The 19468-nt window shown below is 70.4% G+C and carries 16 protein-coding genes; 5 read left to right on the plus strand and 11 right to left on the minus strand.

What is annotated here, in order from left to right:
• Positions 1-11 precede the first annotated feature (11 nt).
• Positions 12-1679: a beta-N-acetylhexosaminidase gene (locus ACWC2T_RS17245; RefSeq protein WP_450671178.1), complete on the plus strand. Its 1668-nt coding sequence runs from the start codon at positions 12-14 to the stop codon at positions 1677-1679.
• A 163-nt stretch (positions 1680-1842) separates the two neighbouring features.
• On the opposite strand, the gene ACWC2T_RS17250 is transcribed toward ACWC2T_RS17245, so the two are convergent.
• The 7 genes from ACWC2T_RS17250 to ACWC2T_RS17280 all read right to left on the minus strand — a co-directional run bounded on the left by ACWC2T_RS17250 (position 1843) and on the right by ACWC2T_RS17280 (position 9821).
• Positions 1843-2508 carry a transglycosylase SLT domain-containing protein gene (locus ACWC2T_RS17250; RefSeq protein WP_450671179.1) on the minus strand — a complete coding sequence of 222 codons (666 nt, stop codon included), beginning with the start codon at positions 2506-2508 and terminating at the stop codon, positions 1843-1845.
• 343 nt (positions 2509-2851) lie between these two features.
• Positions 2852-4624, minus strand: coding sequence for an IucA/IucC family protein (locus tag ACWC2T_RS17255; RefSeq protein ID WP_450671180.1), 1773 nt, complete (start codon positions 4622-4624; stop codon positions 2852-2854).
• The gene (locus ACWC2T_RS17260; protein ID WP_450671181.1) at positions 4621-5166 is read right to left on the minus strand and encodes a GNAT family N-acetyltransferase; all 546 of its coding nucleotides are present in this window, start codon (positions 5164-5166) and stop codon (positions 4621-4623) included. Before ACWC2T_RS17260 ends, ACWC2T_RS17255 begins: the two co-directional genes overlap by 4 nt.
• Positions 5163-6440 carry a lysine N(6)-hydroxylase/L-ornithine N(5)-oxygenase family protein gene (locus ACWC2T_RS17265; protein ID WP_450671182.1) on the minus strand — a complete coding sequence of 426 codons (1278 nt, stop codon included), beginning with the start codon at positions 6438-6440 and terminating at the stop codon, positions 5163-5165. The genes ACWC2T_RS17260 and ACWC2T_RS17265 overlap by 4 nt, the downstream gene beginning before the upstream one ends.
• Positions 6424-7866: a lysine decarboxylase DesA gene (desA, locus tag ACWC2T_RS17270; RefSeq protein ID WP_450671183.1), complete on the minus strand. Its 1443-nt coding sequence runs from the start codon at positions 7864-7866 to the stop codon at positions 6424-6426. The genes ACWC2T_RS17265 and desA overlap by 17 nt, the downstream gene beginning before the upstream one ends.
• Positions 7867-7942: 76 nt before the next feature.
• Positions 7943-8764, minus strand: coding sequence for a siderophore-interacting protein (locus ACWC2T_RS17275; RefSeq protein WP_450671184.1), 822 nt, complete (start codon positions 8762-8764; stop codon positions 7943-7945).
• A gap of 10 nt (positions 8765-8774) precedes the next feature.
• Complete coding sequence (locus tag ACWC2T_RS17280) at positions 8775-9821, minus strand: ABC transporter substrate-binding protein (RefSeq protein ID WP_450671185.1); 1047 nt, start codon at positions 9819-9821, stop codon at positions 8775-8777.
• 257 nt (positions 9822-10078) lie between these two features.
• Here ACWC2T_RS17280 and ACWC2T_RS17285 point away from each other — a divergent pair, with 257 nt between their 5' ends.
• Positions 10079-11209, plus strand: coding sequence for a polyprenyl synthetase family protein (locus ACWC2T_RS17285; RefSeq protein WP_450671225.1), 1131 nt, complete (start codon positions 10079-10081; stop codon positions 11207-11209).
• Entirely contained in the window at positions 11206-11868 is a 663-nt protein-coding gene (locus ACWC2T_RS17290) for a biliverdin-producing heme oxygenase (RefSeq protein WP_450671186.1), read from the plus strand. The genes ACWC2T_RS17285 and ACWC2T_RS17290 overlap by 4 nt, the downstream gene beginning before the upstream one ends.
• Here ACWC2T_RS17290 and ACWC2T_RS17295 read toward each other — a convergent pair.
• From ACWC2T_RS17295 to ACWC2T_RS17310, 4 genes are read right to left on the minus strand one after another with little or no spacing between them, the layout of a single operon-like run.
• Complete coding sequence (locus tag ACWC2T_RS17295; protein WP_450671187.1) at positions 11837-12997, minus strand: acyl-CoA dehydrogenase family protein; 1161 nt, start codon at positions 12995-12997, stop codon at positions 11837-11839. The two genes, ACWC2T_RS17290 and ACWC2T_RS17295, sit on opposite strands and share 32 nt — an antisense overlap.
• A gap of 5 nt (positions 12998-13002) precedes the next feature.
• Positions 13003-13947 (minus strand): hydroxymethylglutaryl-CoA lyase, encoded by a 945-nt coding sequence (locus ACWC2T_RS17300; protein WP_450671188.1) that lies wholly within the window; start codon positions 13945-13947, stop codon positions 13003-13005.
• Positions 13944-15860: an ATP-binding protein gene (locus tag ACWC2T_RS17305; protein ID WP_450671189.1), complete on the minus strand. Its 1917-nt coding sequence runs from the start codon at positions 15858-15860 to the stop codon at positions 13944-13946. Before ACWC2T_RS17305 ends, ACWC2T_RS17300 begins: the two co-directional genes overlap by 4 nt.
• A gap of 11 nt (positions 15861-15871) precedes the next feature.
• On the minus strand, positions 15872-17488 hold the full coding sequence (locus ACWC2T_RS17310; RefSeq protein WP_450671190.1) for a carboxyl transferase domain-containing protein: 1617 nt from the start codon (positions 17486-17488) through the stop codon (positions 15872-15874).
• Between the two features lie 109 nt (positions 17489-17597).
• On the opposite strand from ACWC2T_RS17310, the gene ACWC2T_RS17315 reads away from it, so the two are divergent.
• Positions 17598-18197, plus strand: coding sequence for an SACE_7040 family transcriptional regulator (locus tag ACWC2T_RS17315; RefSeq protein ID WP_450671191.1), 600 nt, complete (start codon positions 17598-17600; stop codon positions 18195-18197).
• A 99-nt stretch (positions 18198-18296) separates the two neighbouring features.
• Positions 18297-19454 carry an acyl-CoA dehydrogenase family protein gene (locus tag ACWC2T_RS17320; protein WP_158921020.1) on the plus strand — a complete coding sequence of 386 codons (1158 nt, stop codon included), beginning with the start codon at positions 18297-18299 and terminating at the stop codon, positions 19452-19454.
• Positions 19455-19468 lie beyond the last annotated feature (14 nt).

Consider the following 19468-nt stretch of genomic DNA (forward strand, 5'->3'; position numbering starts at 1 on the left):
AGGGAGCGCATGTGAGACGGAACCACGGCACGACTCCCAAGACGACCCGAATCCTCGGATCCCTGCTGCTTCTGGCCACGGCCGGGGTCTTCACCCTCGGCGCGGCCCCCGCGGCCCCCGCGGCCCCCGCGGCCCCCGCGGCCCCCGCGGCCCCCGCGGCCTCCGCGGCGCAGGCGGCCGCCCCGACCTCGCTGGACCGGGTGGTCCCCGAGCCCGCCTCGGTCCAGCCCGGCGGTGCCCCGTACCGCATCACCCGGGCGACCGGCGTCCACGTCGACGACTCCGTCGAGGTCCGCCGGATCGGCGCCTACCTCACCGGCATCCTGCGGCCCTCCACCGGTTACCCGCTGCCGATCAGCACCGGCCCGGGCGCCGGAGGCACGGGGGGCATCCGACTCCATCTCGCCCAGGGCGACTTCGGTGCCGAGGGCTACCGGCTGCACAGCGACCCGGCCGGTGTCACCATCACCGCGAGCGCGCCCGCCGGCCTCTTCCACGGCGTCCAGACGCTGCGTCAGCTCCTCCCGGCGGCCGTCGAGAAGAAGACGGCCCAGCCCGGCCCCTGGAGAATCGCCGGCGGCACGGTCGAGGACCGCCCCCGCTACTCCTACCGGGGCGCCATGCTGGACGTCTCCCGGCACTTCTTCACCGTGGCCCAGGTCAAGCGCTACATCGACCAGCTGGCCCTCTACAAGATCAACGAGCTGCATCTGCACCTCAGCGACGACCAGGGCTGGCGCATCGCCGTCGACTCCTGGCCGCGCCTCGCCACCTACGGCGGCTCCACCGAGGTCGGCGGCGGCAAGGGCGGCCACTACACCAAGGCGGACTACCGCGAGATCGTCTCCTACGCCGCCTCCCGCTATCTGGAGGTCGTCCCCGAGATCGACATGCCCGGCCACACCAACGCGGCCCTCGCCTCCTACGCCGAGCTGAACTGCAACGGCACGGCACCCCCGCTGTACACCGGCACCCAGGTCGGCTTCAGCTCGCTGTGCGTGCCGAAGGAGGTCACGTACACCTTCGCGGACGACGTGATCAGGGAGCTGGCCGCGCTCACCCCCGGCCGGTACCTCCACATCGGGGGCGACGAGGCCCACTCCACCAGCCACACCGACTACGTGACGTTCATGGACCGGGTGCAGCCGATCGTCGCCAAGTACGGCAAGACGGTCATCGGCTGGCACCAGCTCACCGGCGCCCACCCCGCCCAGGGTGCCCTCGCCCAGTACTGGGGCCTGGACAGCACGAGCGCGGCCGAGAAGGCCCAGGTCGTCCAGGCCGCCCAGAACGGCACCGGGCTGATCCTGTCCCCGGCGGACCGGGTCTACCTCGACATGAAGTACACCAGCAGCACCGGCCTGGGCACGAAGTGGGCCGGTTACGTCGAGGCGCAGCGGTCGTACGACTGGAACCCCGGCACCTACCTCCCCGGCGCCCCGGCTTCGGCCATCCGGGGCGTGGAGGCCCCCCTGTGGTCGGAGACCCTGAGGACAACGGCCGACATCGAGTACATGGCGTTCCCCCGCCTCCCGGGCGCGGCCGAACTGGGCTGGTCCCCGGCGGCCACGCACGACTGGGACACCTACAAACTCCGCCTGGCCGCCCAGGCCCCCCGCTGGGACGCCCTCGGCATCACCTATTACCGCTCGCCGCAGGTTCCCTGGCCGAATAACTGATCACACGCGGACGGGAACCCCGGAGTACGTACTCCGGGGTTCCCGTCCGCGTGTCCAAGCCGGGGCCGTCGGCATTCCGGTGATCCGGATCTTTGCCGTCGCAATGGGAGGCATGTGTGACTGCCGCCACGAATGGCATGTCGGCCCGTCGGGAATTCCGCGGTCAGTAGGCGCTGTTGACGTTGTCGATCGAGCCGTAGCGGTGGTAGGCGTAGTTGCAGGCGGCGGTGATGTTGGCGACCGGGTCGTAGATGTCCGACGAGGTGCCGGGCACGTGGTACGCGTCGAACGTCGGCTGGATCACCTGGAGCAGGCCCTTGGACGGGGTGCCCTTGACCGCGTTGGAGTCCCAGAGGTTGATGGCCTTCGGGTTGCCGGAGGACTCACGCATGATGTTGCGGTAGATCCCGTTGTAGCTCCCCGGAATATTGTTCTTGGCCATGATCGCCAGAGCCTGCTTGATCCAGCCGTCCAGGTTGTTGGTGTAGGTCTGTCCCGCGGACGACGGCGTGCTGGAGGGGGCCGGCGTGGCCGAGGCCGCCCCGGCGGGCAGGGTGAGGGCCTGCCCCGGCTGGATCGCGTAGGGGCTGGTGAGGTGGTTGGCCGACGCGATGGCCTGCCAGCCGCCCGGCACGTGGCGGGATCGGGCGATCGACGCCAGGTGGTCGCCGGCCCGGACGGTGTAGGTGGTCGCGCCGGTGGACGTGGCGGCAGCGGCCTGGGCCGTGCCCGTGGCCGTGCAGGCCAGGACGAGCGTGCCGATGGCGGCGGCGCCGCCGGCGAGGAACCGAGGGGTCCGGGATGAGGGCTTACGGGCATGACGGGGCATGGAGCGGTCCTTTTCCGGGAATTGGATCACCCGCAGTTGCCGGTTCCCTTCGGCAAACAGCACTGCATATCGATTAGCGGTGCGCTGCGGCGGGAACATTGTTAAATCACCGGAATTTAATCGGCAATTGCCCCATGTACTAGCCGGGCTAGTTGTCCCCCCGTTGCCGGGCGGCCCTCAATCCCCCTGGACTCCGGAAATCAAGGCCTTTCAAAGTCCTAAGAAGCCTCGTAAGTGAATTGGGTCACGCGTCCCAGGTGAGATGGCTAAACGGTTTAAATAGTGAAATAGCAAGACTTTGCGCCAAACTGGATTAATTCGGACATCGGGGATGCCTGGGCCGTCAGAAGGCCGCCAGGGGGTTCTTCAGCGTGCCCACCAGTTGCAGGGCGCCCGAGGGATCGGTGAGGTCCACCATCTGCTCGTTGTTGCGGAGCTGGAGGCGGTTCAGGCAGGACAGGGCGAACTCGGGGGCGAACATGTCGTACTGGTGGAACTTGTCGGCCAGCTCCGGGTTCGCCTGCTGGTACTCGCGGGTGATCTCCGCGACCGTGCGCCAGAAGGCGGTCTCCTCCAGGATCCCCTCGGCGGCGAGGTGCGCGGCCAGGAAGCGGAAGAAGCAGTCGAAGACGTCCGTGAAGAGGGAGAGGAGTTTCCTGTCGTCCGGGACCTCGACGCGGATCCGCGCGACCTCCGGCGGCAGGACCGCGTCCGGGTCCATCACCGCGATCTCCTCGGCGATGTCCTTGAAGACCGCCCGCTGCACCGCCCCGTCCTTCAGGACCAGGATCACGTTCTCGCCGTGCGGCATGAAGACGAGGTCGTAGGCGTAGAAGCTGTGCAGCAGCGGGGTGTAGTAGGCACGCAGGTAGCGGCGCAGCCACTCCGTCGGCGTCAGGCCCGAGCGGGCCATCAGCGCGCCCGCGAAGGAGGCGCCGGTGTGGTCCACGTGGAGGAGACAGGCCATGGTGGCGAGGGACTCGCCCTCCGCGAGGGAGGGCACGGGGCTCTCCCGCCACAGTGCGGCCAGCATCTTGCGGTACGGCGAGTAGCGGTCGGTGGCCTGCTCGTACTCCAGGTGGCGGTAACCGACGGCCGCGCGTTCGCGGATGATCGTCAGGCCCGTCGACTTCAGCACGGGGTCGTTCTCGATCAGCTGGGCCAGCCAGTCGTTGATCGCCGGGGTGGCGTCCATGTAGGCGGCCGACAGGCCCCGCATGAAACCCATGTTGAGGACGGACAGGGCCGTCTTGACGTAGTGCTTGTGCGGGTGGCTCGTGTTGAAGAACGTCCGGATGGATTGCTGGGCCAGGTACTCGTCGTCGCCCTCACCGAGGCAGACCAGATGCCGGCGGGCCACCTCGGCGGCGAAGGTGACGGAGAGCTTGTTCCACCACTGCCAGGGGTGGACCGGGATGAGCAGGTAGTCGGCGGGGTCCAGGTCCTGGTCGGTGAGGAGCGTACGGAAACGGTTCAGCGTCTCCTCGCCCAGCTCCTCCCGCAGGAAGGACTCGTACTCGATCCCGGTGCCCGCCGTGAACGCGGCCCGCGAGCGGTGCGCGGCCAGCCACACCAGCCGGATGGGGCTCGCCGTCTCCGGGGCGTACGACAGGTACTCGTGGATGCCGAACCCGAGCCGCCCGTTGTTCGCGACGAAACAGGGGTGGCCCTCGGTCATCGAGGTCTCGATCTCCTGGAAGCCGCTCGCCGCGAGCTCCGCGGAGGTGACGCGGGGCTTGGTCAGCTTGTAGCAGGTGCCGGAGAGGGTGGAGGAGATCTCCTCCAGATAGACCGGCAGGATCTCGTCGCTCAGGCCCAGGGACTCCTTCAGTTCGATGAAGAACTCCAGGGCCGCAAGCGGTACTTCGACTCCGTCGCGGTGCCGGGTGACGGAGCCGGCGTCCACGTGCCAGTGGTCCAGGGCGCCGCGGACGGCCGAGAAACGGTACGCGGTGAGACCGTCGTCGCTGCGGACGACGTACCGTCCGTCGCCGAGGGCCTCGGGCGTGATCAGGCGCTCGTGCGCGAACTCCGCGAGCGCCTTGCGTATGAGCAGACGGTTGGCGGTCGCCCAGCGTTCGGGGGAGAGGTGGGCCACGGCGTCGGCGAGGCTCATGCGGCCACCCCCGTCGCCGCGAGGAACCGTTCCCGTGTGCAGAAGCTCAGCAGCGCTTTCTTCTCCGGCTTGTCGATCTCCCGGTCGGGCACGAACCCGACGGCCTCGTTGAGCGCGTGCACGGCCTTGTTGCGCACGTCCGGTTCGACCACGACGCGCTCCACCGACGGGTCCTGGAACAGCTGGGCCATGATCGCGGTGATGACGGACCTGGTGAAGCCGTGGACGGGGGTGTCGGTTGCCGGGGTGAGAAAGTGCATGCCGACGTCACCCGGCTGCGGCTCGTAGAGCCCGACGAGTTCCCGGTGCGCCGGGTCGTACTTCTCCGTCAGGAACACCGGTTCCCCGTCGCGCAGTCCGAGCAGCGCGTGATGGTGCTCGTCGGCCGCGATCTCCATGTACGCCCGCTCGACGTCCTCCAGCCGGGCGTCCTGCATCATCCAGAAGGCCGCCTTGGGGTGGGTGACCCAGGAGTGCAGCAGACCGGCGTCCCGCAGCGGATCGACGGGGCGGAAGGTGAAGGTGGGGTTCTGGCTGGTCATACGGCGAACTCCTGGAAGGCGATCGTCTTCTCGACCGGGTAGTACTCGGTGCCGAGCAGCTCGCGGACGATGTACGCGTTGCGGTACGCGCCCATGCCCAGGTCGGGGCTGGTGATGCTGTGGGTGTGGACGCCGGCGTTCTGCAGGAAGATGCCGCGGCCCGTGACGTCGATGGCGTAGTTGCGGGCCACGTCGAAGCGGCCGTGGCCGTCGAAGCGGAGGCGGTCGCGGATCGGGGCGAGGAACGCCGGGGGCCGGTAGCGGTAGCCGGTGGCCAGCAGCAGGCCCTCGGTGCGGATCTGGAAGTCCTTGTCCTGCTCGACCTGGTGGAAGCCCAGGGTGTACGCGCCGTCCGCATAAGTGGCGCTGCACAGCGTGGAGTTGGCGAGCAGCCGGGTCGGCAGGGGGCCGGTGAGGTTCTTCTGGTAGAGCAGGTCGAAGATCGAGTCGATCAGGTCCGAGTTGATGCCCTTGAACAGCCCCTTCTGCTGCTTCTCCAGCCGGTAGCGGGTCTCCTCGGGCAGCGCCCGGAAGTAGTCGATGTAGTCCGGGGAGGTCATCTCCAGGGTGAGTTTGGTGTATTCCAGGGGGAAGAAGCGCGGGGAGCGGGTGACCCAGTTGAGCTGGTAGCCGTGGACGTCGATCTCGGTGAGCAGCTCGTGGTAGATCTCGGCCGCGCTCTGGCCGCTGCCGACGATCGTGATGGACTTCTTCGCCTGCAGCTCCGCCTTGCGGTGCAGGTACTGGGAGGTGTGCAGCACACCGTCACCGGCCAGACCCCGACAGGGCTGCGGGACGTAGGGTGTGGTCCCGGTGCCGAGGACCAGGTGCCGGCCGCGGAAGGTCTCGCCGCGTTCGGTGCGGACGACGTACAGCTCGTCCTCGTACGTCACCTCGGTGACCGTCGTGCCGAAGCGGACGCTGCTGAGTTTGCCCGCCGCCCAGCGGCAGTAGTCGTCGTACTCGACCCGCAGCGGATAGAAGTTCTCGCGGATGTAGAACGAGTACAGCCTGCCCTTCTCCTTCAGGTAGTTGAGGAAGGAGTACGGCGAGGTCGGGTCGGCGAGGGTGACCAGGTCCGACATGAACGGGGTCTGGAGGTGGGCGCCGTCCAGGAACATCCCGGCGTGCCACTCGAAGTCCGGCTTGGAGTCCAGGAAGACCCCGTCCAGCGCGTCGATCGGTTCGGTGAGGCAGGCGAGGCCGAGGTTGAAGGGGCCGAGCCCGATCCCCACGAAGTCATGGACACGGGTGGCTTCAGCAAGCGCGGTCAAGGGACTCTCCCAGGTACTGCTCGGCGTGGCCGGCGATCAGGTCGAGAACGGCGGCGATGTCGGCCGGCGTGGTCTCGGGGTTGAGCAGGGTGAACTTCAGATAGTGGCGGCCGCCGACCCTGGTGCCCGCGACCACGGCGTCACCGGAGGCGAACAGGGCCCTGCGGGCGTAGAGGTTGGCGCGGTCGATCTCGGCCGGGTCGGTGACGGCCGCCGGGATGTAGCGGAAGACCAGGGTGGACAGGGCGGGCTCGACGACGACGTCGAAGCGGGGGTCGGCGGCGAGCAGTTCCCAGCCCTCGTGGGCCAGGTCGCAGACCTCGTCGAACAGCGCGCCGATGCCGTCGGCGCCCATCACCCGCAGCGTCATCCAGAGCTTGAGGGCGTCGAAGCGGCGGGTGGTCTGCAGTGATTTGTCGACCTGGTTGGGGATTCGTTCCTGCACCATGCGGCGCGGGTTGAGGTAGTCGGCGTGGTAGGTGGCGTGCCGCAGGGTCGCCGCGTCCCGCACCAGGACGGCCGACGAACTCACCGGCTGGAAGAAGGACTTGTGGTAGTCGACCGTGACGGAGTCCGCGCGTTCGATGCCGGCGAGGCGGTCCCGGTACTTCGGCGACGCGAGCAGCCCGCAGCCGTAGGCCGCGTCGACGTGCAGCCACACGCCGTACTGGGCGCACAGCTCGGCGATCTCCGGGAGCGGGTCGATGGAGCCGAAGTCGGTGGTGCCGGCGGTGGCGACGACCGCCATCGGGACCAGCCCGTCGCGCCGGCAGCGCTCCAGTTCGTGGGCGAGGGCGACGGTCTGCAGCCGCTTGTCGTGGTCGACGGGGACGGGGACGACCGCGTCCTGGCCGAGGCCCAGCAGTTTGGCGGACTTCTGCACGCTGAAGTGGCTGACCTCGGAGGCGAAGATGCGCAGTTTCGCGAGCGAGTCCGTCTTGGCTTCCTCCCTCGCCAGTAGCAGCGCCTGGAGGTTGGACTGGGTGCCGCCGGAGGTGAACACGCCGTCGGCGGCGGGTCCGAGGCCGATCCGGGCGGCCGTCCAGTCGATGAGCTTGCGCTCGATGAGGGTGCCGCCGGCCGACTGGTCCCAGGTGTCGAGGGAGGAGTTGACGGCCGAGAGCACGGCCTCGCCGAGCACCGCCGGGATGACGACGGGGCAGTTGAGGTGGGCGAGGTAGCGGGGGTGGTGGAAGTAGACCGCGTCGCGGAGGTACACGTCCTCCAGCTCGTCCAGGACGGCGGTGGTGTCGCCGAGCGGGCGGTCCAGGTCGATGGCGTCGATCCGGGGGGACAGGGCGTCGACGGTGACGCCGGTGAACGGACGGTCGGTGGTGGCGAGTTTGGCCGCCACCCGCTCGACTCCTTCGGTCACGGAGCTGCGGTAGTGCTCCGCGGTGAGGCCATTGAGCAGGTGCGAGCGCATGTGGGGGTCCTCCGAGGGGACAAGTCCGTGCGGGGATTTCAACTTAGGTTAGCCTAACCTAAGTTTCCGGATCGGATCACTCCGCCGCGCGCAGCTCTTCCTCGGTCATCCCCTGCCGCCAGTACCCGACGAACGTCACCCGCCGCCGGTCCACCCCGCGCTCCCCGACGAAGTGCCGGCGCAACGCCTTGACCTGCCCCGACTCGCCCGCGATCCATACGTACGGCCGCTCGGCGGCGGGCAGTTGCGCGGCCCGTACGGCGTCGACGGCCATGGGGGACCCGTCGTGCCGTACGAGCCACGTGATCTCCGCGTCCGCCTCCGTGCGCACGTCCTGGATGTCCCCGGCGTCCGGCACCTCCAGCCAGGCCCGGACGCGGGCGCCGGCCGGGAGGGACTCCAGGATGGCCGTCGCGGCCGGTACGGCGGTCTCGTCACCCCACAGGACGATGAGGTCGGTGTCCTCGGGCGGGCGGAAGCGAATGGCACGGTTGTCGGCGATCGCGGGCCCGAGCAGCAGCACCCGGTCGCCCGGGGTGGCCCGCGAGGCCCAGTGGGAGGCGGGGCCGGCCGGGGTGTGCAGAACGAAGTCGATGTCGATCTCGTCGGGGGAGCGGCGCAGCGACCGCAGCGTGTACGACCGCATCACCGCCCTTACGTCGTCGGGCAGTTCCCGCCAGGCCTGCCACCACCCGTCCCCCAGATCCAGGGGCACGACGGGCTCCGGCTGACCCGGGTGTGGCAGGAACAGGGAGAGGGACTGGTCGCGCCCGTCGGAGTGGAACGCGTGCAGATCGCTCCCACTGAAGGTGACGCGGACGAGCGACGGCCCCAGCCGCCGGGTCCGCACCACGTGCAGGGAGAAGAAACGGAACGGGGCGGCTACGGCCGTCGTCATAAGGGACTCCTCAGCTGACCTTCTTGGCCTTTTCCAGGGCCTCGGCCAGGTTGTTCAGAAGCGGTACGCACTTGTCGTAGGAGAGGATCGGCTCGGGGGAGCGGGTGATGACCTGGCCCGCCTTCACCGCGGGCAGCTTCTTCCACGTCGGCTTGGTGATGTCGGCCGGTTGGATCGCCGAGGACCGGTCGTCCATCATGATGATGTCGGCCTGGTACTTGTCGACGTTCTCCCAGCTCAGCGACTCGTACCAGCCGCCGCCCTGCTTCTTGGCGCTCTCCGGCGGTTCGACGAAGTTCACGCCGAGGGCCTTGAAGTACTCCAGGTCGACGGAGAGGTTGGTGCCGGAGACGTAGAACAGCGCCTCGCTCGCGCTGCCGGCCATCACCTTGAGGCCGGGCTTGGCCTTGGCCGCGGCCCGCAGCCGGGCGGCCGCCGCCTCGAACCGCCTCTTGGCGTCGGTCACCTTGGCGGCCTTCATGTCCGCGCCGAGCGATTCGGCCAGGTCCCACACGCGCTGCAGGGGCCGGGTGAGCTGGCGGTCGTAGACGGAGATGCCGATGCTGGGGGCCAGCTGGGCGATCTTCTTCTTCGACTCCTCGGGGACGTACCAGAGGGTGCCGGCGCCGTCGAACATCGTCGTGATCAGCACGTCCGGCGCGAGCGAGGCGTACTTCTCGACGCTGAACTGGCCCCAGGCGTTGCCGAGGACCGTCACCTTGCTGACGTCCATGTCGCCGGCCTGCACATCGGCCTTGCCGTCCTTGGTCGTCGTCGGACCGAAGACGCCCTTGACCTGGATGCCGTAGTCGTGGAGCGCGGCGCCGATGCCGGTGAAGGCGACGATGTTCGCGGGAACCCTGTCGAGCTTCACGGTCGTGCCGCGGTCGTCCTCGAAGGACCAGGGCCCGGACCGGGCGGCCGTCGTGCCCTTGCCGGAGTCACCGTTTTTGGCCTTGCCGTCCCCGCAGGCGGCGAGCGCGGCGCCGAGTCCGACGGCGCCGCCGGCGGCGAGGAGGCCACGGCGGGTGAGGTGGGTGGCACGGGCAAGGGGCATGGCTGTGACTGCTTTCGAACGGGGCGAAACGCCCGCCGGACAGGTTCGAAGAAAGGTTAGCCTAACCTTTGTTGCCGTCCAGGGAGTGGGGCGGCTCGCGCGGCCCGGGTGGGGAAGCGAATCCGGTCAAGTTGCGTCGTCCGCCGCCTCAACGCCCCTTGTTTCTCTGGCCGTTCCGATCATGTCCCGCTACGTTCGATCGCGTGTCGGCTCCTGTGCGGAGCGGTTCGAGGCGGCCGGAGGTGGGTGTGACGACGATGTCGGACGTGCAGGTGGAGGCGGAGGTCCGCACGGACGCCGCACTCCTGGAGGCGGACCTGGACCGGTTTCTCGCGAGGCTGGGCCCGGCGCCGTCCGGTGCGGCCGGAGCCGTCCACGACGCCGCCCTCGCGCGCGCACTCCACGGGCCGGTCGCCGACGCCGTCGGCTCCAAGGTGGGCCAGGAGGCCCTGCGGCCCGCTCCCGGAGCGCCCGGTGGCGAGCGACCGCTGCGGCCCTCGATGGTCTACTGGGCCTACCGCAACTACCGCGGATTCGGCGACCTGGCACAGCAGGACTCCGGGGCCGAGGGGTTCGGCGCGGTCCGCCGGGCCGCGGTCGCCGTCCGCGTGCTGCTGAAGGCCGCCGTCGCGCTCGACGACGTGCAGGACGGCAGCGCCGTCCGCTACGGCGAACCCGCGCTCCACATCACCCACGGTGTGCCGCTCGCCGTCAACACCGGCTCCTGGCTGATCGCGGCCGCGCTGACACACGCGGCCGCCCCGGCCGTCGTCGACAGCCTGCTCCGGTCGGTGGCCGACGGCTTCAGAGGACAGGCCGTCGACATCGCCACCCGTTCGCCCCGCACCCGGAGCGAGCTGGCCGAGGCGCCGCACGAGCAGCGGGTCGGCTTCTGGGAGTCGATGGCCGCGCTGAAGACCGGCACCCTGTTCCGGATGCCGCTCGACGCGGCGCTGGCGGCCCTGCACGTCGTCGCCGACGAGCGCGACACCCTGAAGGAGGCCATGCGCCAACTCGGCCTGGCCAGCCAGCTGTTCAACGACGTCACCGACTTCGTGCCGGAGTTCGCCGGCGCCCGCACCCACGAGGACTACGACGGACTGAGCAACCGCGTCTTCCTGGAACTCCTCGACTCCGCGGCCCCGGCCGGCCGCGCCGGGCTGTCCGGCGAGCGGCTGCGGTCGTACGTCCTTGGCCATCCGGACCTCGACCGGACGCTGCTCGCCCTGTCCGCGGAGGCGGCCGAGCGCAAACAGGCCGCCAAGGACGCCGTGCGCCACGTGTGCCGCTCCCCGCACAGCGCCGCCTACTTCGATCTCACCGTCGAACGCAAGGGCCACCTCATCGACCGCCTCCACGACACCCTCCGGCGCCGGAGCGCGGCATGACGGCGACGGCAGCGGCCCGCCTGCGCGCCGCCACCCGGGACCGGCACGACACCCTGGAGCGCAGCGCCTTCGCCACCGCACTCCTCGCCGGCACCCTGCCGCTCACCCGCTATGCGGCCCAACTCGCCGCGCTGAAGGTGGTCCTGAGCGCCCTGGAGGCGGCACTCTCGCACGCCACCCATCCGGCCGTCGCCGGCCTGTGGGCGGCGGAGGACCTGCGCAAGGTCCCGCTGATCGAACGCGATCTGCGCCACCTCGCGGGCCGCGGCGCCGCACCCCGCCGATGGCCGGCCGCGCAGGCGGAGGCCTTCGCGGCGGACATCCGTACGACGGCGGCCGCGGACCCGCCCGCGCTGCTCGGCTTCCTGTACGTCCTGGAGGGCTCCACCCTCGGCGCACTGCACCTGTGCCGGTACCTCCACCGCGCCCACGGCCTGTACGGCACCGACGGCACCGCCTACTACACCAGCGGCGACCGGGCCTGCTGGACCCGGTTCACCGCCCGGCTGGACGAGGCCCTGGCCGACCCGGCCGCCCAGGACCGCGCCCTGGCCGCGGCCCGGCTGGCCTACCGGCACACGGCCCGCATCACCGCCGCCCTCTCGGCCGGCCTGACGCAGGCGGAGGCTAGCTCACCAGCCCCAACTCCCGTGCGATGAGCATCCGCTGCACCTCGCTCGTGCCCTCGCCGATCTCCAGGATCTTGGAGTCGCGCCACATGCGCGCCACCGGGTACTCGTTCATGAAGCCGTAGCCGCCGTGGATCTGGGTGGCGTCGCGGGCGTTGTCCACGGCGACGGTGGAGGAGTACAGCTTGGCCAGGGCCGCCTCCTTCTTGAAGGGCTCGCCCGCGACCAGGCGGGAGGCGGCGTCGCGCCAGGCCAGACGGGCCGTGTGGGCCTTCATCTCCATGTCGGCGATCTTGAACTGGATGGCCTGGTTGGCGCCGATGGGCCTGCCGAAGGCGTGGCGCTCCTTGGCGTACTTCACCGACTCGTCGACGCAGCCCTGGGCCAGGCCGGTGGCGAGGGCCGCGATGGCGATCCGGCCCTCGTCCAGGATGCGCAGGAACTGGGCGTAGCCGCGGCCCTCCTCGCCGAGCAGGTTGGCGGCCGGTACCCGCACGTCCTGGAAGGACAGCTCGCGGGTGTCGGAGGCGTTCCAGCCGACCTTCGAGTAGGGCGCCGCCACCGTGAAGCCCGGGGTGCCGGACGGCACGATGATCGCCGAGATCTGCGGCCTGCCGTCCGGCTTGCGGCCCGTCACCGCCGTGACCGTCACCAACCCGGTGATGTCCGTCCCCGAGTTGGTGATGAAGCACTTCGTGCCGTTGATCACCCATTCGTTCGTGTCCGCGTCGAGACGGGCCGTGGTGCGGGTCGCGCCCGCGTCGCTGCCGCCGTCCGGCTCCGTCAGGCCGAAGGCACCGAGCATCTCACCCGCGCAAAGGCGGGGCAGCCACGCGCGCTTCTGCTCCTCCGTGCCGAACAGGTGCAGCGGCATCGCGCCCAGCGAGACACCCGCCTCCAGGGTGATCGCCACCGACGAGTCGACCCTCGCCAGTTCCTCCAGGGCGATGCCGAGCGCCAGATAGTCGCCGCCCATGCCGCCGTACTCCTCCGGGAACGGCAGCCCGAACAGGCCCATGCGGCCCATCTCGCGGACGATCTCGTACGGGAACTCGTGCCGCTCGTAGAAGTCGCCGATCTTCGGCGCCACCACGTCGTGCGCGAACTCCTCCACCGTACGGCGGAGTTCCTCCAGCTCGGGGCTGAGACGGTGGTCCATGCTGATCACTGGTCCTTGTGGGAGAGAGCGCGGACGGTACGGGACGGGCTGGGCCGGTCCAGATGGGCGGCCATCCACACGCTGGTGGCGGTCAGACGGCCGAGGTCGACCCCGGTCTCGATGCCGAGGCCCTGCAGCATCCAGACGAGGTCCTCGGTGGCGAGGTTGCCGGTGGCGGACTTCGCGTACGGGCAGCCGCCGAGGCCCCCGGCGGACGCGTCGATCGTCGTCACGCCGTGTTCCAGCGCCGCGTAGGTGTTCGCGAGCGCCTGGCCGTAGGTGTCGTGGAAGTGCACGCCGATCATGTCGGTCGGCACGCCCTCCTCGTTGAGCAGATTGAGCAGTTCCAGCACATGGCCGGGCGTGGCCACGCCGATCGTGTCGCCGAGGCTCAGCTCGTCGCAGCCCATGTCCCTGAGGGCCGTGCAGACCCGGGCGACCTGGTGCAGCGGGACGGCGCCCTCCCACGGGTCGCCGAAGCACATCGACACATAGCCGCGCACGTGCACGCCCCGGTCCTTCGCCTGCCGGACCACCGGCTCGAACACGGCCAGCGACTCGTCCAGTGTGCGGTTGAGATTGGCCTTCGCGAAGGACTCGGTGGCGCTGGCGAAGACGGCGATCCGGTCGGCGCCGAGCGCCAGCGCCCGGTCCAGACCGCGCTGGTTGGGCACCAGCACGGGCAGCTCGACCCCCGGGAGGTCGCCGACCATCGGGAACAGCTGCTCGGCGTCGGCCAGTTGGGGCACCCACCTGGGGTGCACGAAGCTCGTCGCCTCGATGGTCGTCAGGCCCGCGTCGGCCAGCCGGCGGATGAACTCCGCCTTGATCTCGGCCGGTACGGTCCGCTGCTCGTTCTGCAGGCCGTCGCGCGCGCCGACCTCGTAGATGCGCACCCGGGCGGGCAGGTCCGTTGCCGGTACGACCATGGGCAGTCCCTCGGCGGTCACTGCGCCACCTCCTCGTGCGGTGCGATCACGGCGAGCACCTGGTCCATCGCGACCGTCGTGCCCACAGTCACGTCCAGCTCGGCGACCGTGCCGGCGTGCGGGGCGGAGATGACGTGCTCCATCTTCATCGCCTCCACCACCACGAGGCTCTGCCCGGCGGCCACCTCGTCGCCGACGGCCACCTTGACCACGGTCACCGTGCCCGGCATCGGCGCGGTGAGGGAGTCGGCGCCGGCGTGCGCGGAGCGGCTGAGGGACGCGGCCACCGGGTCGTGGTCCCGCACCTGCCAGGCGTCGCCGTCGCGGCCGAGCCAGTCACCGGCCCGGTGGAAGGCGTGCCGGACGCCGTCGAGGGTGACGGAGACCGTGGCATCGGTGACGGTCGCCGCGCCGCGCGGGGTGTACGTCACCGGGTCCTGGACCCGGAGGTGGAAGGCGGGCGGTTTCGGGGTGCCGCCCAGCCGCCAGCCGCTCGGCACCGAGAAGGGGTCGACCCAGCCGTCCGTGCGGGGATGGAGCGCCTTCGCGCGTACCGCCGCGGCCGCCTCGTACACCTCCTCCGGCACGTCCGTGGTGACCAGCTCGTCCACGACCCGTTCGACCAGTCCGGTGTCCAGGTCCCCCTGCACGACCGCCGGATGGGTCAGCAGCCGCCGCAGGAAGCCCGCGTTGGTCTGCACGCCCAGCGTGACCGTCTCCGCGAGGGCTGCCCGGAGCTTGCGCAGCGCCGTCTCGCGGTCGGGGCCGTGTGCGATGACCTTGGACAGCATCGGGTCGTACAGGCTGCCCACCTCGGTGCCCTCGCTGAGCCCGGAGTCGGTGCGGACGCCGTCGCCCTGGGGTTCGCGGAGCCTGAGGACCGTGCCGCCGGAGGGCAGGAAGCCGCGGGCGGGGTCTTCCGCGCAGATGCGGGCCTCGATCGCGTGGCCGGTGAGCGTCACGTCCTCCTGCGCGAAGCCCAGCTTCGCCCCGGCGGCCACCCTGAGCTGCCACTCCACCAGGTCCACCCCGGTGATGAGCTCGGTGACCGGGTGCTCCACCTGGAGGCGGGTGTTCATCTCCATGAAGTAGTACTGCGAGGGGTCCCCGCCCGGCACGATGAACTCCACCGTGCCCGCGCCCCGGTACCCGCAACTGCGCGCCGCCTGCACGGCCGCCTCGCCCATCGACGCACGCGTCCGCTCGTCCAGCAGGACCGAGGGCGCCTCCTCGATGATCTTCTGGTGCCGCCGCTGGAGCGAGCACTCGCGCTCGCCGAGGTGGACGACGTTCCCGTGCCCGTCGGCCAGCACCTGGATCTCGATGTGCCGGGGCCGGTCGATCCACCGCTCCACCAGCAGCGTGTCGTCGCCGAAGGAGGCGCGGGCCTCGCGACGGGCGGCGGCGATCTCCTCCTCCAGCACGGTCATGTCCCGCACCAGCCGCATGCCCTTGCCGCCACCGCCGGCGGAGGGCTTGAGCAGCACGGGCGCGCCCAGTTCGCGGGCCGCCCCGGCGAGGTCGGGGTCCCTGCCGCCCGGCACGACCGGCACCCCGGCCGCCTGCACCGTCTCCTTGGCGCGGATCTTGTCGCCCATGAGCGCGATCGCGTCCGCGGGCGGCCCGATGAAGACGAGCCCCGCCTCCGCGCAGGCGCGCGCGAAGCCGGCGTTCTCGGCGAGGAAGCCGTACCCGGGGTGGACGGCCTGCGCTCCGGTGCGGGCGGCGGCCTGAAGCAGCCGCTCCACCGACAGATAGCTCTCGGCCGCGGGCGCCGGACCGATCCGTACCGCCGTGTCGGCCTCCCGGACGTGCCGCGCGTCGGCGTCGGCGTCGGAGAAGACCGCCACCGAGCGCACGCCCAGCGAGCGGAGCGTACGGATGACGCGTACGGCGATCTCGCCCCGGTTGGCGACCAGCACTGTGTCGAACACGGTTCCCCTCCTCACATCCGGAAGACGCCGAACTGGGGCTCTCCCAGGGGCGCGTTGGCACAGGCCGTCAGGGCGAGTCCGAGCACCTGACGGGTTTCCAGTGGGTCGATCACGCCGTCGTCCCACAGGCGGGCGGTGGCGTAGTAGGCGTTGCCCTGGCGCTCGTACTGCGCGCGGATCGGAGCCTTGAAGGCCTCCTCGTCCTCGGCGGGCCAGGACTCTCCCCGGGCCTCCAGCTGGTCCCGCTTGACGGTCGCCAGCACGGACGCGGCCTGCTCGCCGCCCATCACGGAGATCTTGGCGTTGGGCCACATCCACAGGAAGCGGGGGGAGTAGGCCCGGCCGCACATCGAGTAGTTGCCCGCGCCGTACGACCCGCCGACCACCACCGTCAGCTTCGGCACGCGCGTGCAGGCGACGGCCGTCACCATCTTGGCGCCGTGCTTGGCGATACCGCCCGCCTCGTAGTCCCTGCCGACCATGAACCCGGAGATGTTCTGCAGGAACACCAGCGGGATGCCGCGCTGGTCGCACAGCTCGATGAAGTGGGCGCCCTTCTGGGCGGACTCGGAGAACAGGATGCCGTTGTTGGCGACGATCCCGACCGGGTGGCCGTGGATGCGCGCGAAGCCGGTGACGAGGGTCTGCCCGAACTCGCTCTTGAACTCGGCGAAACGGGAGCCGTCGACCACGCGCGCGATGATCTCCCGGACGTCGTAGGGGGTGCGGGAGTCGACCGGGACGGCGCCGTACAGCCCGTAGGGGTCCACCTTGGGTTCCGTGGCGGGCGTGACCTCCCAGGGGAGGGACCGCCGGGCCGGGAGCGTGGCGACGATGTTCCGCACGATCCTGAGGGCGTGCGCGTCGTCCTCGGCGAGGTGGTCGGTGACCCCGGAGATCCGCGAGTGGACCTCGCCGCCGCCCAGCTCCTCCGCCGTGACGACCTCGCCGGTGGCGGCCTTCACCAGCGGAGGCCCGCCGAGGAAGATCGTCCCCTGGTTGCGGACGATCACGGCCTCGTCGCTCATCGCCGGCACATACGCCCCGCCGGCGGTGCAGGAGCCGAGCACGGCCGCGATCTGCGGGATCCCGGCGCCGGACATCCGGGCCTGGTTGTAGAAGATCCGGCCGAAGTGCTCGCGGTCCGGGAACACCTCGTCCTGCATGGGCAGGAAGGCGCCGCCGGAGTCGACGAGGTAGACGCACGGCAGCCGGTTGTCGAGGGCCACCTCCTGCGCGCGCAGGTGCTTCTTCACGGTCATCGGGTAGTACGTGCCGCCCTTGACGGTGGCGTCGTTGGCCACGATCACGCACTCGCGCCCGCTGACCCGCCCGATCCCGGCGATCACTCCGGCGGCCGGGGCCTGTCCGTCGTACATCCCGTCCGCCGCGAGGGGCGCCAGCTCGAGGAACGGCGAGCCCGCATCGAGCAGCGTGTCCACCCTGTCCCTCGGCAGCAGCTTGCCCCGCGCGGTGTGCCGGGCCCGCGCCTTCTCGCCGCCGCCGAGGGCCGCCGCGGCCAGCTTGCCGCGCAGTTCCTCCACGAGCGCGAGATGCGCCTGTTCATTGGCCCGCCAGGCCTCCGACGCGGGATCTGCCGCGCTCCGAAGCTCCGGTGCCTCCTGCATCCTGCGGTCCCCTCACCGGTGATCGAACCTGTTGGTCGAACGTGTTAATGAGCGTTAACCATTTCCTCCAGGTTAACGACCGCTAACCTCGCTGTCTAGAATTGCCTGCATGGTCACCAGAACCGACGCCCCGACCCGCCGCGAGCAGATCCTCAAGGAGGCCGCCCGGCTCTTCGCCGAGCGCGGTTTCCATGGCGTCGGCGTGGACGAGATAGGCGCCGCGGTGGGCATCAGCGGCCCCGGCCTGTACCGGCACTTCCCCGGCAAGGACGCGATGCTCGCCGAGCTGCTGGTCGGCATCAGCGGCCAGCTGCTGACGGGCGCGAAGCGCCGCCTGGCGGAGGCCGACGGGGAGAGGGGTGCCTCGGCCGTCCTCGACTCCCTCATCGAGGGCCACATCGACTTCGCCCTGGACGACCGCCCTCTCATCACCCTGCACGACCGCGAGCTGGACCGCCTGCGCGACAGCGACCGCAAGCTGGTGCGCCAGCTCCAGCGGCAGTACGTCGAGCTGTGGGTGGAGGTGGTCCGCGAGGTCTACCCGGGGCTGTCCGAGCCGTCGGCCCGCTCGGCCGTCCACTCGGTCTTCGGCCTGCTGAACTCCACCCCCCACCTGGGCCGCGCGGGAACCCTGCCCGGTCGCGGCGCCACGGCGGCGCTGCTGCACCGGATGGCGCGGGGGGCGTTCGAGGCGGCGGGGGAGGACTGACCGGGCCGACGTGGTCAAGGTCACCCTGGACGCCGGAAGATACTCACCAGTACCTTGGAGTCTGAGCAAGCGCTTAGACAGGTAGCGGAGGTGGGCGGCGTGCGCCGTACGGTGTTCAACGAGGATCACGAGGCGTTCCGGGAGACCCTGCGCGCCTTCATCGAGGCCGAGGTCGTCCCGGTCTACGACGAGTGGTTCGCCGCCGGCCAGGCGCCGCGCGACTTCTACTACAAGCTCGGCGAGCTGGGCATCTTCGGCATCAACGTCCCCGAGGAGTTCGGTGGCGCGGGCCTGGACAGCCACAAGTTCGAGGCCGTCCTCTACGAGGAGACCGCCCGCGCGGGCGTCCAGTTCGGCGGCTCCGGCGTGCACGTGCTGCTCGCCCTGCCGTACATCAAGATGCTCGCCACCGACGAGCAGAAGAAGCGCTACCTGCCGAAGTTCGTCACCGGCGAGGAGATGTGGGCCATCGCGATGACGGAGCCGGGCACCGGTTCCGACCTCGCGGGCATGAAGTCGACCGCCAAGCTGAGCGAGGACGGCACGCACTACGTCCTCAACGGCGCCAAGACCTTCATCACCGGCGGCGTCCACGCCGACCGCGTCATCGTCTGCGCCCGCACCTCCGCGCCGACCGCCGAGGACCGCCGCCACGGCATCTCCCTGTTCGCCGTGGACACCAAGTCCGAGGGCTACTCCGTCGGCCGCAAGCTCGACAAGCTGGGCCTGAAGACCTCCGACACCGCCGAGCTGGCCTTCGTCGACGTCAAGGTCCCGGTCGAGGACCTGCTCGGCGAGGAGAACAAGGGCTTCTACTACCTCGGCCACAACCTCGCCTCCGAGCGCTGGGGCATCGCCTTCGGCGCCTACGCGCAGGCCAAGGCCGCCGTCCGGTTCGCCAAGCAGTACGTGCAGGAGCGCACCGTCTTCGGCAAGCCGGTCGCCCACTTCCAGAACACCAAGTTCGAGCTGGCCGCCTGCCAAGCCGAGGTGGACGCCGCCGAGGCCGTCGCCGACCGCGCGACGGAGGCCCTGGACGCCGGCGAGCTGACCCCGGCCGAGGCCGCCTCCGCCAAGCTGTTCTGCACCGAGGTCGCCCACCGCGTGATCGACCGCTGCCTGCAGCTGCACGGCGGCTACGGCTACATGAACGAGTACCCGATCGCCCGCCTGTACGCGGACAACCGCGTCAACCGCATCTACGGCGGCACCAGCGAGATCATGAAGACGATCATCGCGAAGGACATGGGCCTGTAGGACGCCGGTAATCA

It is taken from the genome of Streptomyces sp. NPDC001393, assembly GCF_053597455.1.